This window comes from Streptomyces sp. NPDC051180, from assembly GCF_040689545.1.
Classification (GTDB): Bacteria; Actinomycetota; Actinomycetes; order Streptomycetales; family Streptomycetaceae; genus Streptomyces.
Map to the genome: position 1 here is coordinate 92,887 of NZ_JBFBBC010000010.1, position 15,950 is coordinate 108,836.

15 protein-coding genes and 1 riboswitch are annotated in these 15,950 nt (G+C 72.6%); of the genes, 1 reads left to right on the plus strand and 14 read right to left on the minus strand.

Annotated features, from left to right (window positions below):
- Positions 1 to 91: 91 nt before the first annotated feature.
- A complete protein-coding gene (locus AB0424_RS19230) occupies positions 92 to 1,057 on the minus strand; it encodes a LysM peptidoglycan-binding domain-containing M23 family metallopeptidase (RefSeq protein WP_366306902.1) in 966 nt (321 codons plus the stop codon).
- A gap of 4 nt (positions 1,058 to 1,061) precedes the next feature.
- Positions 1,062 to 1,248, minus strand: a riboswitch (cyclic di-AMP (ydaO/yuaA leader).
- 360 nt (positions 1,249 to 1,608) lie between these two features.
- On the opposite strand from AB0424_RS19230, the gene AB0424_RS19235 reads away from it, so the two are divergent.
- Positions 1,609 to 2,430 (plus strand): tyrosine-protein phosphatase, encoded by an 822-nt coding sequence (locus tag AB0424_RS19235; RefSeq protein ID WP_366306904.1) that lies wholly within the window; start codon positions 1,609 to 1,611, stop codon positions 2,428 to 2,430.
- Between the two features lie 6 nt (positions 2,431 to 2,436).
- Here the strand turns inward: AB0424_RS19235 and AB0424_RS19240 are convergent, their stop codons facing one another.
- The 13 genes from AB0424_RS19240 to AB0424_RS19300 all read right to left on the minus strand — a co-directional run bounded on the left by AB0424_RS19240 (position 2,437) and on the right by AB0424_RS19300 (position 15,917).
- Positions 2,437 to 2,592, minus strand: a complete 156-nt coding sequence (locus tag AB0424_RS19240) for a DUF6126 family protein (RefSeq protein ID WP_366042521.1) — start codon at positions 2,590 to 2,592, stop codon at positions 2,437 to 2,439.
- A gap of 35 nt (positions 2,593 to 2,627) precedes the next feature.
- The gene (locus tag AB0424_RS19245) at positions 2,628 to 3,257 is read right to left on the minus strand and encodes a helix-turn-helix domain-containing protein (RefSeq protein WP_366306906.1); all 630 of its coding nucleotides are present in this window, start codon (positions 3,255 to 3,257) and stop codon (positions 2,628 to 2,630) included.
- 88 nt (positions 3,258 to 3,345) lie between these two features.
- A complete protein-coding gene (locus tag AB0424_RS19250; RefSeq protein WP_366306908.1) occupies positions 3,346 to 4,731 on the minus strand; it encodes an aspartate aminotransferase family protein in 1,386 nt (461 codons plus the stop codon).
- 13 nt (positions 4,732 to 4,744) lie between these two features.
- Positions 4,745 to 5,767 (minus strand): adenosyl-hopene transferase HpnH, encoded by a 1,023-nt coding sequence (gene hpnH / locus AB0424_RS19255; protein ID WP_366306910.1) that lies wholly within the window; start codon positions 5,765 to 5,767, stop codon positions 4,745 to 4,747.
- 7 nt (positions 5,768 to 5,774) lie between these two features.
- Complete coding sequence (locus AB0424_RS19260; RefSeq protein ID WP_366306912.1) at positions 5,775 to 6,446, minus strand: 1-hydroxy-2-methyl-2-butenyl 4-diphosphate reductase; 672 nt, start codon at positions 6,444 to 6,446, stop codon at positions 5,775 to 5,777.
- Entirely contained in the window at positions 6,446 to 8,431 is a 1,986-nt protein-coding gene (gene shc, locus AB0424_RS19265; protein WP_366306914.1) for a squalene--hopene cyclase, read from the minus strand. Before shc ends, AB0424_RS19260 begins: the two co-directional genes overlap by 1 nt.
- Positions 8,432 to 8,541: 110 nt before the next feature.
- Entirely contained in the window at positions 8,542 to 9,642 is a 1,101-nt protein-coding gene (locus AB0424_RS19270; protein ID WP_366306916.1) for a polyprenyl synthetase family protein, read from the minus strand.
- Positions 9,639 to 11,123 (minus strand): hydroxysqualene dehydroxylase HpnE, encoded by a 1,485-nt coding sequence (gene hpnE, locus AB0424_RS19275; RefSeq protein ID WP_366306918.1) that lies wholly within the window; start codon positions 11,121 to 11,123, stop codon positions 9,639 to 9,641. Before hpnE ends, AB0424_RS19270 begins: the two co-directional genes overlap by 4 nt.
- A 148-nt stretch (positions 11,124 to 11,271) precedes the next feature.
- Positions 11,272 to 12,222, minus strand: a complete 951-nt coding sequence (gene hpnD / locus AB0424_RS19280; protein ID WP_366306920.1) for a presqualene diphosphate synthase HpnD — start codon at positions 12,220 to 12,222, stop codon at positions 11,272 to 11,274.
- The gene (gene hpnC / locus AB0424_RS19285) at positions 12,219 to 13,130 is read right to left on the minus strand and encodes a squalene synthase HpnC (protein ID WP_366306922.1); all 912 of its coding nucleotides are present in this window, start codon (positions 13,128 to 13,130) and stop codon (positions 12,219 to 12,221) included. The genes hpnD and hpnC overlap by 4 nt, the downstream gene beginning before the upstream one ends.
- Positions 13,131 to 13,443: 313 nt before the next feature.
- Positions 13,444 to 14,091: a TetR/AcrR family transcriptional regulator gene (locus AB0424_RS19290; protein ID WP_366306923.1), complete on the minus strand. Its 648-nt coding sequence runs from the start codon at positions 14,089 to 14,091 to the stop codon at positions 13,444 to 13,446.
- Positions 14,092 to 14,209: 118 nt separating this feature from the next.
- Positions 14,210 to 14,995, minus strand: coding sequence for an ABC transporter ATP-binding protein (locus tag AB0424_RS19295; RefSeq protein ID WP_366306925.1), 786 nt, complete (start codon positions 14,993 to 14,995; stop codon positions 14,210 to 14,212).
- Positions 14,988 to 15,917 carry an ABC transporter permease gene (locus tag AB0424_RS19300; protein ID WP_366306927.1) on the minus strand — a complete coding sequence of 310 codons (930 nt, stop codon included), beginning with the start codon at positions 15,915 to 15,917 and terminating at the stop codon, positions 14,988 to 14,990. Before AB0424_RS19300 ends, AB0424_RS19295 begins: the two co-directional genes overlap by 8 nt.
- Between the last annotated feature and the right edge of the window lie 33 nt (positions 15,918 to 15,950).

A 15,950-nucleotide genomic window follows, 5' to 3' on the forward strand; every position in this document is an offset into this window, starting at 1 on the left:
CCTGGTGCACCCAGGGCTTGGGGATGATCCGGCCGACCCCGAGCATGGCGGCCTCGGGACGTACGTGCCGGGCCGCCGGGGTGCGTCCGCGTCAGACGGAGACGCCGTGCTGGCGGAGGTAGGCCAGCGGGTCGACGTCGGAGCCGTAGTTCGGCGTGGTGCGGATCTCGAAGTGCAGGTGCGGGCCGGTGGAGTTGCCGGTGGAACCGGAGAGGCCGATCTGCTGGCCGCCGGAGACGCTCTGGCCGGCCGAGACGGAGAGGGAGGAGAGGTGCGCGTACTGCGAGTAGTTGCCGTCGGCGTGCTGGATGACGACCTCGTTGCCGTAGGCGCCGCTCCAGCCGGCGGAGACGACCGTGCCGGCGCCGACGGCGCGGACGGTGGTGCCGGAGGAGGCGATGAAGTCGACACCGGTGTGGTAGCCGGAGGACCACATGGAGCCGGCGGCGCGGTACGGGGTGGAGAAGCCGCCGCCGGCGACGGGCGTGACCCAGCCGGAGGAGGAGGTCGAGGAGCCCGAGGACGACGCGGGGGCGGAGCTCTCCGAGGTCGCGGCGGCCGGGGCGGAGGAGCGCTGGCTGCTGCGGGAGGCGCGCGGGGCGTCGCCGTTCTTCTCCGAGCTCTTGGCGCTCGGGGCGGCCTTGGGCTCGGCGGCCTTCGGCGCGTTGCCCTTGGCGCCGAGGGTGAGCTTCATGCCCGGCAGGATCAGCGAGGGGTCCTCGCCGACGACCTGGCGGTTGTCGGCGTACAGCTTCTTCCAGCCGCCGGCGAGGTGGTGGTCGGCGGCGATCTTCGACAGGTAGTCGCCGCGGACGACGGAGTACGTCTTCGGCGCGGCCTTGGCGGCGGGCGCGGCCTGGACGGCGGCGGGGGCCTTCACCTGGGCGGCCGCGGTGACGGCGCCGGGGACGGCGGCGGGCGCGGACTGCTCGGCGGCGTGGGCCCCGGTCGCCCCGAGGAGGGGGAGCGCGACGACGGCGCCACCGGTGCCGGCGACGGCGAGCCCACGGGCGAGGGGGTTGATCCTGGGACGGCGGTGCTTACCCTTTGCGGGCATGGCGAATTCCTCTCCGGCGCCTGCGAGGTGAGCTGTCGGGTTCGGACTGGAGATGCCCGGCCGCGTTCTCACGCGGCTTCACCCCAAGCCGTCCTGCATCGCGGGACCGGCGTACTACCTGGGTCCCCCGCTCCTGCCACACATGGGTGAGTGGAATTCCGGACGGTGGCAGGATTCGGCGGTCCGACCGGATTGACGGTGACGCTAGACGAGCGGGGTCGGCGCGAACAAGCCAACGATTTCCGAGGGCATTCCACGGCCCGTGATCGGATTCGCATTCCGGTCACCCTGTGTGGATGACGGTCCCTCGATCCCCTTTTCACGCAGGGCAATTGCGGCGGGCCGTCGGCCACGATCCGTCACCTTTATGACCCTGCTCACGCGCCGGAGCTCATCTCCCCTGCAACCGGGGCGCGTTACCCCTTACGCCCCAATTCGGACAGATCACCCATTCCCGTCCGAGGGGGTGCGCCGCCCGCGCGCCGGCTGGATGATTGCCCCTGGAACCGATCTCGCGTCGGGCACCCGAACGACGACACCCAGGAGCATCCGTGACGCAGCAGCTGCCGCAGGTCCCGCCCACCGAAGCGAACGAGCCCGAGCTGGCCGAGGTCCGCAACTTCCGTGACGTGGGCGGCCTGCCGACGACGGACGGGCGCGCCGTGCGCGCCGGCCGCCTCTTCCGCAGCGGCCACCTCGCCCACGCGACCGAGGGCGACGCCGCCTTCCTCGCCACGCTGGGACTGCACACCGTCTTCGACTTCCGCAACGAGGCCGACCGGCGGGTGGAGGGCGCGGACGTCGAACTGCCCGGCGTGCGGAACGTGAACATACCGCTCAACGACCCCGCCGACGGCAAGGAGTTCTGGAGGCTGGTGCGCGACGGCGAGATCGCGCAGCTGCGGGAGATCCTCGGCGACGGCAAGGCGGCGGCCAGAATGTCCGACTCGTACCGGAAGATGGTGGTCGAGCGGACGTCGGAGCACAGCCGGATCCTGCACTCCATGGCCGAGGAGAGCGTCCCCGCCCTGATGCACTGCGCGGCGGGCAAGGACCGCGCCGGCCTCTCCATCGCGATCACGCTGCTCGCCCTCGGGGTCGAGCGCGAGGCGATCGAGGCCGACTACGTGAAGTCGAACGACCCGCACCGCCGCTACAAGGTGCGCCGCAGCTCCACCGCCCCCGACGCGATGTCGCCCGAGGTGATGGAGCTGCTGAGCCCGCTCTTCGACGCGCGGGTGGAGTACCTGCGGGCCGCCTTCGAGACGATCGAGGAGACCTGGGGCACGGTGGACGCCTACCTCGCCGAGGGGCTGAAGCTCTCCCCGGAGACCCGCGAGCGCCTGCGGGAGCGACTTCTCACGGAGGCGTAGTCCGGCCTACTGATTCTGCCCGCCCAGCATGAAGAGCAGGTAGAGGAAGCCGGCGAAGAGGTGGCCGGCGACCAGGTAGGCGAAAAGGCGGAGGACGAGCCCCTTGGGGAACTTGCCCTCCCCGCGCTCCTCGCCGGTCACCGGTGCGGACTTCTCGGACATGTCGGTCCTTTCTTGTCGGACGGGATCGCGCGGGATCAGCGCAGGTGCGGGGTTCCGTCGCCGAGGCACAGCTCGGCGACGGGACTCTGCATCAGCGTGTGGACGAAGAGCAGCTCGGCCCCGCCCGCGGTGGCGGCGCCGATCCGGTGCGGGGTCAACGAGTCGAAGTGGGCGCTGTCCCCGGGGTCGAGGACGTGCACGGCCTCGCCCAGGGCGAGCCGGACCCGGCCCTCCAGGACGTGGATCCACTCCTCGCCGGGGTGGACGCGCACGATGTCGGCCCGGGTGGCGTGCGGCACGTGGACGCGCAGGCACTGGAGGGCGCGTCCGGCACCACCGGCCTGGCGGTAGATCCAGCCGCCGGCCTCGACGGGCTCGGAGCGGCCGGCGCGGACGACGGGGTCCCGCTCGGGGGGCGCCTCGCCCAGGAGCTCGGAGACCGTCGTACCGTAGATACGGGCGAGGGCCAGCAGCATCGGCAGCGAGGGCTGCCGGTTCCCCGTCTCCAGGCGCGAGAGGTGGGCGGGCGAGAGGCCGGCCCGCTGGGCGGCGACCTCCAGGGTGAGCCCCCGGCGGCGGCGCAGGGCCCGCAGCTGCGGGGCGACGTCCGGCAGGGCGCCGGAGGTGGCGGGGTCCGGGGAGGCTTCCCCGGGGACGTGGTCCATGACTCCATTCCGCCAGGATTATGCCTCTGAGGCAAATTTCTTGCCCCAGAGGCAAAACCCTTCGGAAGGCATCCGCGAACGGCGCCGGTCAGCGCTGCGCGACCGCCTGCTTGACCAGCGTCCTGCCGAAGTCCCACAGGAGCCCACCGCCGCCGTGCGCCTCGTCCATCACCGCCGTGAAGGCGGTGACGAACCGGTCTACGTCCGCCTCGTCGACGACGAGCGGCGGGATCAGCTTGATCACCTCCAGGTGGTCACCGGAGACCTGGGTGAGGATCCGGTGCCGCTGGAGCAGCGGGACGACGACCATCTGGGCGAAGAGGCCCTTGCGGGCCGCCTGGAGCATCGTCCAGCGGCCGCGCAGCCCCAGCGAGGTCGGCCGGCCGAACTCGATCCCGATCATCAGCCCGCGCCCGCGGATCTCGTGCAGCAGCTCGTACCGGGGCACGAGCTCCTTCAGCCGGCCGGAGAGCAGGTCCCCGATCCGGCGGGCGTGCGCGACCGTGCCCTCCTCCTCCATGACCGACAGGACGGCGAGGCCGGCCGCCATGGCCTGGGCGTTCGACCCGAAGCTCGCCGAGTGGACCAGGACCCGGTCCATCGACGAGTAGACCTTCTTGAAGATCCAGTCCTTGCCGATCGTGGCGCCGACCGGCACGTAGCCGCCGGAGAGCGCCTTGGCGACGCAGACCAGGTCCGGTTCGACGCCCTCCTCGTGCTGGTAGGCGTAGAAGTCGCCGGTCCTGCCGAGGCCGGTCTGCACCTCGTCCGCGATCAGCAGGGCGCCGTGCCGGCGCAGCAGCTCCTGCGCGGACCTCAGGAACCCCGGCGGAGCCTCGTGGACCCCCTTTCCCTGGATGGGCTCGACGACGAAGGCGGCCACGTCCCCCTTGCGCAGCTCCCGCTCCAGGGCGTCGAGGTCGCCGAGCGCGATCGCCGTGTCGGGGAGCAGCGGGGCGAAGCCGTCCCGGAAGCCGTCCTCGCCGTTGACGGAGAGGGAGCCGGCGGTGAGGCCGTGGAAGGCGTGGTGGCAGTAGAGGACCCTGGGCCGTCCGGTGGCGTACCGGGCGAACTTGAGCGCGGTCTCCACCGCCTCCGTGCCGCTGTTGCCGAAGAAGACGCGGTCGAGGTGGGGGCTGTGGGCGAGCAGCCGCTCGGCGAGCAGCCCGGGGAGCGGCTGGCAGTCGAAGCGGGTGAGGTCGGCGAGCTGGGCGTCCAGGACGTCGTGGAGGGCCTTGCGGACGACGGGGTGGTGTCGTCCGAGGCCCATCACGCCGAAGCCGGCGAGCATGTCGAGGTGATCGACGCCGTCGGCGTCCCAGAAGTGGGCGCCCTCCGCCCGCTCGTACACCTTGTCGAAGCCGATGGTGTGGAGCATCCGCGGCAGCTGGTGGTTGAGGTACCTGGCGTGCAGCTCGTACCGCTCGCCGCCGCGCTCGGCGAGCAGCGCCCGCAGGTCGAACTCCCCGCTCATCGCTCCCCCGTCCTCACCCGTTGTTCCCGGAGACGGTCTCCCTGACGGCGCGCAGGGACTCCTTGAGGGAGCCCATGGTGGCGAGGACGGCGGTGGGCTCGTACCCGCAGTGCGCCATGCAGTTGGCGCAGCGCGGGTCCTTGCCGCGCCCGTACTTGTCCCAGTCGGTGTCCTCGACGAGCTCGCGGTACGTGGGCACATATCCGTCGCTCATCAGATAGCAGGGCCGCTGCCACCCGAAGAGGGAGTAGTTGGGAATGGCCCAGGCGGTGCAGGGGAAGTCCGCCTTTCCTTCCAGGAAGTCCAGGAAGAGGGGCGAGTGGTTGAGCCGCCAGCGGCGCCGGTTTCCGCCGGCGAACGCCTTCTTGAAGAGTTCCCGGGTCTGCTCGACGCCGAGGAAATGCTCCTGGTCGGGGGCCTTCTCGTACGCGTAGGCGGGCGAGATCATCATTTCGTCGACCTGCAGGTCGTCGTTGAGGTAATTGAGCACCTCGATGATCGTCTGCGGGGTGTCGGTGTTGAAGAAGGTCGAGTTGGTGGTGACCCGGAAGCCGCGCCGCTTGGCCTCCTTGATGGCCGCCACCGCCTCGTCGAACACCCCCTCCTTGGCCACGGACTCGTCGTGGCGTTCGCGCAGGCCGTCGATGTGCACGGCGAAGGCGAAGTACGGGGACGGGGTGAACTTCTCCAGCTTCTTGCGCAGCAGCACCGCGTTGGTGCAGAGGAAGACGTACTTCCTCCGGTCCACCAACTGGCGCACGATCTCGTGGATCTGAGGGTGCATCAGGGGCTCGCCGCCCGCGATGGACACCATCGGGGCGCCGGACTCCAGGACGGCCCCGACCGCCTGCGCGACCGGCATGCGCTGCTTGAGGACACCCGCGGGGTGCTGGATCTTGCCGCAGCCCTCGCACGCGAGGTTGCAGGCGTACAGCGGCTCCAGCTCGACGATCAGCGGGAACTTGTCCCGCTTGCGGAGCTTCTGTTCGAAGAGGTAGGTCCCGACCCGGATGGACTGACGGAGCGGCATGGCCATAACTCGCTCACCTCCTGGGGAGCAGCAAAGAACGGTGCCATTCGAAGAATGCGGGAAGGACGGCACGAAGGACGCGGAAGGCCGATATTCCCCCGCGTACCGTGCCGATCCGGACCAGTTCATGTTCTGGAGCGTCCACGACCACCCGGACGGCCGCAACCGGGCGGGCGTCCGGACCGTCTCCGAGGGCGTCGGCGGCCCGGGCCGTGCGCAGGGTCGCCGCGGACTCCATGTCGACGGCGATCGCGCCGCCGGCCCGCAGCGCGATCCGCTCAGGGCCGCGCACGACGTGGTCGGAGCCGGTGAGCGGCCCGGTGTGCACGGCCCGCCCCGGGACCGCCTTGGCCAGCGCCTTCACCAGCAGCTCCGTGCCGGTGCAGAGGGTGGCGCCGTCGGCCCCCCGGGTCTCGTCCGCGACGACCAGGTCGCCCGGGTGCATACCCGGTGCCAGGCCGGCGCAGAAGCCGGAGGCGATGACGGCGGCGTCCCGCCACCGCTCCTCGCCGAGGGTCCGGGAGACCGCCCGGCGGGCCCGGTGCGGCCCCATGCCGGTGCGCACCACGGTGACCGGGCCGGCGGCGCCGCCGTGGTCGCCGCCGCGCAGGGCGAACCGCTCGATGCCGAGCGCGCAGACGATCAGCAGCGGCGGAGTGGCCTCGGGGCCCGGCTCGCGGCCCATCAGCGGTCCTTGTGGGGTGCGGGCTCCCCGTGCACGTACCGCCCGAGCGCGGTGAGCGGGAAGACCTGCCGGTAGAGGTGGTAGTTGATGGAGAAGTCCCACGGGAAGCCGGTGCCCGTGAAGAACGGCTCGTCCCAGGAGCCGTCCTCGTGCTGGGTCCCGGTGAGCCAGGCGACGCCGCGCCGGACGGCCTCGGACTCCCGCTCGCCGGCCGCGAGGAGGGCGATCAGCGCCCACGCGGTCTGGGAGGCGGTGGAGGCGCCGCGCCCGACCCACCCCTCGTCCTCGTAGGAGCGGAGGTCCTCGCCCCAGCCGCCGTCCTCGTTCTGGACGGAGCCGAGCCAGCCGACGGCCCGCCGGACCGCCGGGTGGGAGACGGGGAGACCCGCGGCGGTGAGAGCGGGGAGCACGGACCCCGTCCCGTAGACGTGGTTGACGCCCCAGCGGCCGAACCAGGCGCCGTTCGGCTCCTGTTCGGCGAGCAGCCACTCGATGCCCCGGCGGGCCCGCGGGTCCCGGAGCATGCCCTCGTAGGCGAGCATCTCCACCACGTGGGCGGTGACGTCGGCGGACGGCGGGTCGATCACCTCGCCGAAGTCGCAGAAGGGCAGCTTGTTCGGGAACGCGCTGGTGTTGTCGGCGTCGAAGGCGCCCCAGCCGCCGTCGCGCGACTGCATGCCGAGCGTCCAGCGCGCGCCGCGGGCGATGGCCGCCTCGACCCGGGCGGGGTCGGGGTGGCGCACCCGGCGCAGCGCGAGGAGCACCTCGGCGGTGTCGTCGATGTCGGGGTAGTTGTCGTTGTGGAACTCGAACGCCCAGCCGCCCGGGGGCAGTCCGGGCCGGCGCACGGCCCAGTCCCCGGTCCGGGTGATCTCCTCGTCCAGCATCCAGTCGACGGCCTTCACCAGGGCCGGGTGGTCGGGGCGGACCCCTGCGTCGGCGAGCGCGATGGTGGCGAGGCAGGTGTCCCAGACGGGCGACTGGCACGCCTCGATCATGCGCGAGCCGTCCTCGCGCCGGACCGCGAACCGGTCGAGCGACTCCAGGCCGGCCCGCATGACCGGGTGCTTCAGGTCGTAGCCGAGGAGGTGGAGGGCGATGACCGAGTAGACGGCCGGGGGCTGGATGCCGCCCCAGCAGCCGTCGTTCTCCTGGCGCTCGACGATCCACCGCGCGGCGACGTTCATCGCGGTGCCGCGCAGGGCGCGGGGGGCGAGCCGGTGGTAGACGTGCAGGGCCTTGTCGAGCCGCTGGAAGATCCCGTCCCAGCCGGTGGCGGGGGCGAGGGGCCGGGGCGGGTTGGGGCGGGCCGGATCGGTGTGCAGCTCGTCGAGCGGGAAGGGCGCGGGCCGGACCGGCCGCTTCGCCGAGACGATGGTCAGCGGCACGATCGTCTGCCGTGCCCAGCAGCCGAAGTCGTAGATGTTGAGCGGGAACCACTTCGGCAGGAAGAGCAGCTCCGGGGGCAGCTGGGGCAGGTCCTCCCAGCGCCACCAGCCGAAGAGCGCCAGCCAGATCCGGGTGAAGACCCGGGCGGCGGCGATCCCGCCCCGGGCGCGGACCCAGGTGGCCGCGCGCGCCATGTGCGGGGCCTCGGGCGGGTCCCCGGCGAGGCGGAGGGCGACATACGCCTCGACGGTGGCGGAGAGCTCGCCGGGTCCGCCGTAGAAGGTGGCCCAGGCGCCGTCGTCGCGCTGCTCGCGGCGGATGTGGAGGGCCGAGGCGCGGACGGTCTCGGCGTCGAGGATGCCCAGGAACTGGCGGAGGAGGAGGTCCTCGGCGTCCATGGTGACGTTGGTCTCCAGGTCGCCCTTCCACCAGCCCTCCGGGTCCTGGAGGGCGAGCAGGTGCTCGACGGCCCGTTCCGCGGCCCGTGCGGCGGACTCGTCGAGGTCCGACGCGGCGGCGTCGGTGTCGTGCGTGGTGCTGGCCGAGGCCGCCCGGGGGCCCACGGCCCCGGCGTTTCCGTCGGTCGTCGCTGTCATGGCTTCCCCTTTGCGCAGTCGGATCCTTCTCTGCTTCTACGGGTCTGCCGTCGGCCGGCGCCGGGTGGGCGCCGGCCGGCGACCGCGAACTCATATCAGGGTGATGGTGATCATCTCTTCCGTACGACCACGAAGTCGGCCAGGGCGACGAGCTGCGCCCGCACGCGGGCGGGCATGTCCACCTCGTCCAGGGCCGCGATCGCGACGGCGTGCTGGCGGCGGGCCTCCTGGGAGGTCCACTCGCGTCCTCCGGCCTCCTCGATGAGGGCCGCCCGGAAGGCGAACTCCTCCTCGGAGAAGGAGTCGAACTCGTTGGACTTGGCGTCGGCGGCGAGGAGCTCGCCGAGCCGCTCCGACGCCTCGCCGCCGGCGGCGAGCGCGGCGACGACCGGGAGGGACTTCTTGCGCTGGCGCAGGTCGCTCCAAGTCTGCTTGCCGGTGGCCTCCGGGTCGCCCCAGATGCCCAGGAGGTCGTCGACGGCCTGGAAGGCGAGGCCGAGGTGGTAGCCGTACTCCTCCAGCTTGTCGGCGGTGCGGTCGTCGGCGCCGCCGAGGACGGCGCCGATGGAGACGGCGCAGGCGAGCAGGGCGCCCGTCTTGTTGCCCTCCATCTCCAGGCACTCCTCGACGGTGACCCGCTCGCGGTGCTCGTAGGAGATGTCCTGGGCCTGGCCGTCGATGAGCTTGCGGCTGGCGGTGGTGAGCCGGCGGGTCGCCCGTCCGGCCTCCACGGTGCCGATCTCCAGCAGGATCTCGTTGGCGAGGGCGAACAGCGCGTCGCCGACGAGGATGGCCTGCGCGGGGCCGTGCACCTTCCACACGGTGTCGCGGTGCCGGCGCTGCTCGTCGCCGTCCATCAGGTCGTCGTGGAGCAGCGAGAAGTTGTGGACGAGCTCCACGGCGACGGCGCCGGGGACCCCGACCTCGGGCGCGGCGCCCGCGGCCTCGGCCGACAGCAGCGCGAGCGCCGGGCGGACGGCCTTGCCACCGTCGCCGTCGGCGGGGTTGCCCTGGGCGTCGATCCAGCCGAAGTGGTAGGCGGCCACGGTGTCCATGGGCGACGCGAGGCGGTCGACGGCCGCCCGCAGTACGGGGGTGGACAGCGTCCGCCCCCGCTCCAGCAGTGCGGACACGTCCGCGGTGTCGACGGCCAGATTACCCGGCGGCACAGTCGGCACGGTCTCTCCTCTTGTTCCGGTACTCACACTCATGCCGCCTCCTGTAGCGGATGGTCGTGGCGGCGGCCGAAGGCGGAGAGCGCGGCGCCCGCGGCGCTGAAGCCACTGCGGACGGCACCCTCCATGGTCGCGGGCCAGCCGGTGGCGGTCCAGGCCCCGGCCAGGTACAGGCCCGGCGCCCTGGTGCGGGCGCCGGGCCGGAGCCGGCCGACGCCCGGGGCGGGGTCGAACGTGGCCGTCCGCTCCCTGGTGACGAAGAAGTCGCGGATCCCGGCGCCGCGGGCGGCGGGCAGCAGCCGCTCCAGCTCGGGGAGGTACCGCGCGCGCAGGGCGGCGACGGGTTCGTCGATCTCGTCCTGGGCGGCGGACTGGGAGACGGCGAGGTACTGGCCGCCGCCGGTCAGTCCGGAGGAGTCGGTGCGGTCGAAGACCCACTGCACCGGGGAGCCGAGGGTGGTGAAGAACGGTCGCCTCAGGACCTTGCGGTCGTAGACGACGTGCAGGTTGAGGATGGGCGCGGTGCCGATGTCGAGGAGCCGGTCGGGGTCGTCGAGGGCTCCCTCGGGCAGCAGGCCGTGCGTCTCCTGCTGCGGTACGGCGAGGACGACCGCGTCCGCGGTGAGCCTCTCGCCGGACACCTCGACGGTCCAACGTCCTTCGTCGGTACGGGAGATCCGCTCGGCCTTGGTGCGCAGCAGGGTGCGGACGCCGAGGGCGTCGAGCTCCTTCGCGGCCCGGGTGTCGTGGAGTTCGCCGAGCGGGACGTGGGCCCAGCCGATGTCGGCGGCGCCGGGCTCGGAGAGGAGTCCGGTCTTGAAGACCATCGCGGCGAGGCCCATGGACGCCTGCGGAGCGGGGGCGTTGAGGGTGGGGATGCCGACGAGGTCCCAGAGGGCCTCGACGGTCCTGGGCGACTGGCCGTGCCGGCCGAGCCAGGTGGCGAAGTCGATGCCGTCGAGGGCCGGGTCGGCGGGGTCGAGCTTCTTCAGGGCGAGCGCGGCCCGGCCCACGGAGGCCCGCTCGGCGAGGGAGAGGTGCGGGTAGGTCGCGAGGCTGCGCGCCAGGTGCAGCGGGACCGGGAGGTCGTCGCGGCGGATCCGGCCGAGGCGGGGGCCGCGGGGGTGGGCCACGTCGAGGACGGGCACGTCGAGGCGGTCCTGGAGCGGGGCGAGTCGGGCGCCGTCGACGCGGTCGAGGAACCAGCGGTAGGCGGTGCAGCAGCGCAGGTAGACGTGCTGGCCGTTGTCGACGGTGAGTTCGCCGCGGCGGAAGGAGAAGGCGAGGCCGCCGAGGCGGGGCCGCCCTTCGAGGAGGGTGACGCGGACGCCCGCGTCGGCGAGTCGGAGCGCGGAGGTGATCCCGGCGAGGCCGCCGCCGACGACGACGGCGTGCTTCCGCCCGTCCCCGCCGGCGCCGTCGCCGGACGGGTCCGCGGGGCGGCCGGTGCCGGGGGCCGGTCCGGCGGGCGCGTCGGTGCCCGGCCGGGCGTCGCGCTCGGTTCCGTCGGTCGTCACACGGCCTCCGTTCGGGTCGGCACGGTCCGGTTCGGCGCGGACAGGGCGGTCGGGGGCGTCGGCGGCAGGGCGGTCGCGGGCGCGGCCGCCCCGTCCAGGGACGCCGGAACGCTCCCCCGGGTTGCCCGGCGGGCGGCGTACGGGTGCATCAGGCACGCCTCCTGACGGTGCGCCGGGCGATGGTGCGGGTGTCGAGGCCGGAGAGGCCGCGGACCGCGACGTACGCCTTCTCCCGGCCGGGCAGCGAGACGCGGCCGCGGAGCACGGCCTCGGGGTCGCGCTCGATGCGGTCGAGCAGGCGCCGGTAGATGCCGGCCATGGCGGCGACGCAGGCGCCGCTGCGCCGGTCGAGCAGCGGCAGCAGCCGGTAGCCCTCGGCGAACAGGGCGCGGGCGCGCCGCACTTCGAAGTGGACGAGCCCGGCGAAGTCGGCGCCGGGGGGCGGGGTGGGGCTGCCGAAGCCGTCCCCGCAGCCGAACTTGGCGAGGTCGTCGGCCGGCAGGTAGGTCCGCCCGTTCCCGGCGTCCTCGCGCACGTCCCGGAGGATGTTGGTGAGCTGGAGGGCGAGACCGAGGGTGTCGGCGTACTCGGGGGCGCGGTCGGCGCCGGGGGCACCGGGCTGGGTGCCGAAGACGCCGAGGGAGATCCGTCCGATCGCCCCGGCGACGCACCGGCAGTAGACCTTGAGGTCGTCCCAGGTCTCGTAGGTCGCGCCGCGCACGTCCATGAGGACGCCGTCGATGAGCTCGTCGAGGGCGCCGAGCGGGATCGGGAAGCGGCGGGCGGAGTCGGCGAGGGCGACCGCGACCGGGTCGGTGTCGTACTCGTCGACGTCTCCGGCACGGACCCGGTCGAGCAGGGTCCGGGTGGATTCGAGCCGCTCGTGCTTGGCCTCGGGCGCGAGCGTGCCGTCGCCGATGTCGTCGACCCGCCGGGAGAAGGCGTACAGCGCGGACATCGTCTGGCGCTTCTCGGTCGGCAGCAGCCTGATCCCGTAGGCGAAGTTGCGGGCCTGCTGCCCGGTGACCGCCTCGCAGTAGCTGTAGGCGGCCAGTACCGGTGCGGACGGCTGGGGCTGTCCCTCCACGGTCGCACTCACCCCTCTTTCCGCGCCCGGAGCAGTACCGCTCCCACCTGGCGCATCAGGCTCGGCTTGGTCGGCTTCGGCGGCCCGGTCAGCACGTCGAATCCGGCGTCGGTGACGGCGTCGAGCGCCGCGAGTCCGCCGCCGGTGAATCCGGCGAGGAGGAGGCGCAGCCGCCCGTGCACGCTGCCGACGAGGGGGATGCCCGCGTGGAGCAGGTCGCGGGCCCGCTCGGCCTCGAAGGCGATCAGGGCGCGCACGGAGGCTCCGGCGGTGGGCCGGGCGAGGTCGTCCTCGGTGACGTGGAAGCGCTTGAGGTCCTCGGCGGGCAGGTAGATCCGGTCGTTGCCGAGGTCCTCGGCCACGTCCTGGAGGTGCTCGACGATCTGGAGGGCGGTGCAGATCTCGTCGGAGCGCCGGATCCGCTCGGGGGTGGCGGTGCCGGTGATCCCGAGGACGAGTCGGCCGACGGTGTTGGCGGAGAGCTCGCAGTACGCCAGGAGGTTGTCGTAGGTCTCGTAGCGGCGGACGAGCTGGTCCTGGCGGTTGGCCTCGATCAGGCCGAGGAAGGGCTCGGGGGCCAGGTCGCGCCGCCGGACGGTCGGCTGGAGCGCCCGCAGCAGGGGGTGGTGCGGGGTGGAGTCGTAGACGCGGTGGAGGTCGGCCTCGAAGGCGTCGAGGAGGACGAGGCGGTCCTCCGCCTGCTCGGGGGCGACGCCGAGGTGGCGGGCGTCGGCGCCGCCGGGGGCGAGGTCGCCGTCGCCGATGTCGTCGACGAGCCGGGAGAAGCCGTAGACGGCCATGAGGTCGTCGCGCCACGCGCGGGGCAGGTAGAAGGGGGCCACGGGGAAGTTCTCGTCCGCGGCCTTGCCGAGTGTGGCGCGCGAGGAGGCGTCGGGGCGCGCCTGCCGGGTGTCCGTCACAGGTCACTGCCCGACGGAGGGACGGCGACACCCTCGTGGAGCTGGAGATTCTGCGTCATGGCCGTCACGTCTCCCGTTCTACACTGCCGACCCAATCCATCCTATTTCGGACACGCCGCCGACCCCTGCCCGTAGAGCCGCCGCCCGGAGGCCCGATGGCGGTGGGGTATGGCCCTACTTGCCGCGAATCAGACCGGTCCAGCTTACGTTGTACGACGACCGTCGCCATTCCGGGGTGTCGGACACCCCGGACCTCACCCGTACGGGTCGTCAACGGCCGCGAACCGCAGGGGAGTTCGCCCTCAGGCGGGCGTCACGTGACGCGCGTGCCGGAGACGACCATGGCGAGGGCGGTCTCGACGACGGCGTTCCTGCGCGGGACGGGAAGCCGGCGGAGCGGGCCTTCGAGCAGCAGAAGTGACAGACCGTGAACAGCCGACCACGCGGCGGCTCCGGCGGCCGGGCGGACCTCCCGGCGCGGGACGCCGGCCCCGGCGAGCGCGTCGAGGGCCTCCGCGAACAGGGTGAACGCCCGGACCTCGGGCTCGGGTCCGCGGCACTCCGCCACCGGCCCGTCCGCCCCGGCCTGACGGGCCGCGCAGAAGGCGGCCCGGTAGAGGCCGGGCTGGGCCAGCGCGAAGGCGACGTACCCCCGGCAGAGGGCCGCGAGCCGGCGTTCCGCCGCGAGGCCGGGGTCGTCGGCGCCGGGTTCGCGGGCCGCGGCCCGTTCCATGGAGTCGGCGAGCGCCCGCTGCGCGTGGGCCTTGACGGTGCGGAGCAGCTCGCCCCGTCCGTCGAAGTGCCGGTAGGCGGCGGTGGGCGAGACGCCGACCCGGCGGGCCGCCTCGCGCAGGACGACCCGTTCGGGACCGCCCTCGGTGGCGAGGTCGACGGCCGCGCAGATCAGCGCGTTGCGCAGATCGCCGTGGTGGTAGGTCTTTCCCCCCGAGATCGCTGCCATGGGCTCATCCTGCCCGATGTTGACCGCATCAACATTCCGGGTGGGGGCGCGACGCGCGGAAAACGGACGGGCCCCCGCCGGGATGCTCCGGCAGGGGCCCGTCACACGGCCTCGGGGACTAGCGGGCGGTCTCACGCTCGTACGCCTTGAGCACCTCGTCCGTGGGGCCGTCCATCAGGAGCTGCCCCTTCTCCAGCCAGAGCACCCGGTCGCAGGTGTCGCGGATGGACTTGTTGCTGTGGCTCACCAGGAAGACCGTGCCGGCCTCCTTGCGGAGCTCGCGGATGCGCTCCTCGGAGCGGATCTGGAACTTGCGGTCACCGGTCGCCAGCGCCTCGTCGATGAGGAGGACGTCGTGGTTCTTGGCGGCCGCGATGGCGAAGCGGAGCCGGGCGCCCATGCCGGAGGAGTACGTCCGCATGGGCAGGCTGATGAAGTCGCCCTTCTCGTTGATGCCGGAGAAGTCGACGATCCCGTCGTAGCGCGAGCGCACCTCCTCGCGGCTCATGCCCATCGCGAGGCCGCCGAGGATCACGTTGCGCTCGCCGGTGAGGTCGTTCATCAGGGCCGCGTTGACGCCCAGGAGCGAGGGCTGACCGTCGGTGAAGACCTTGCCGCTCTCGGTGGGGAGCAGTCCGGCGATGGCGCGCAGCAGGGTGGACTTGCCGGAGCCGTTGGAGCCGATGAGGCCGATGGCCTCGCCGCGGTAGGCGGTGAAGGTGACGCCACGGACCGCGTGGACCTTGCGGACGCCGCGGGTGACCTCGGCCTTGCCCTTGCCGACGATCCGGCTGAGGGCCGCGGTCGCGCTGCCCTTGCCGCCGCCGCCGGCGTTCACCCGGTAGACGATGTGGACGTCGTCGCAGATGACGGTGGGAACGTGGGACTGGTTCGGTTCAGCCACGGCCGTACCTCTCCTCGGCCTTCCAGAAGTAGACGAAGCCGCCGATGCCGAAGACCAGGGCCCAGCCGAGGGCGGTCATCCAGACGTGCGACGGGAGGTTCTCGGCTCCGTAGCCGTCGATCAGCGCGTAGCGGATGAGGTCCATGTAGACGGCCGCCGGGTTGTACATGAGGACGTCGGCGATCCACGCGGGCTTGTCGGCCAGCATCGCGGAGATCGAGAACATGACGCCCGAGGCGTACATCCAGGTGCGCATGATGAACGGCATCAGCTGCGCGAGGTCGGGGGTCTTGGCGCCCATCCTCGCGACGATCATGGCGAGGCCGGTGTTGAACACGAACTGCAGGAACAGCGCCGGGACCAGCAGCAGCCAGCGGAGCGACGGGTAGCTGCCGAAGGCGATCGCGACCGCGACGAGCACGATCATCGAGAACAGCAGCTGCTGGAGCTGCTGGAGCGAGAAGGAGATGGGCAGGGTGGCCCGGGGGAAGTGCAGGGCCCGGACGAGGCCCAGGTTGCCCGAGATCGCCCGGACGCCGGCCATGACCGAGCTCTGGGTGAAGGTGAACACGAAGATGCCCGTGACCAGGAACGGGATGTAGACGTCCTTGGTCATGCCGCGGCCGGCGCCCAGGATGAGCCCGAAGATCAGGTAGTAGACCAGGGCGTTGAGGAGCGGGGTGGCCACCTGCCACACCTGGCCCAGCTTCGCCTGGCTGTACTGGGCGGTCAGCTTGGCCGAGGAGAACGCCAGGATGAAGTGGCGCCGGCTCCACAGGTCCCGGACGTACTCGAACAGTCCGGGCCGGGCGCCACTGACCGAGAGGCCGTACTTCGCGGCCAGCGCGGCCGAGGACAGTCCCTCGTCGACGGACGGAGGCGGGCTCGTCGCGACCGCCCCGCCCTGGTGTGTGTCACTCACAAGTCGAAACTTTCGTGTTCAAGATGCGCGGCA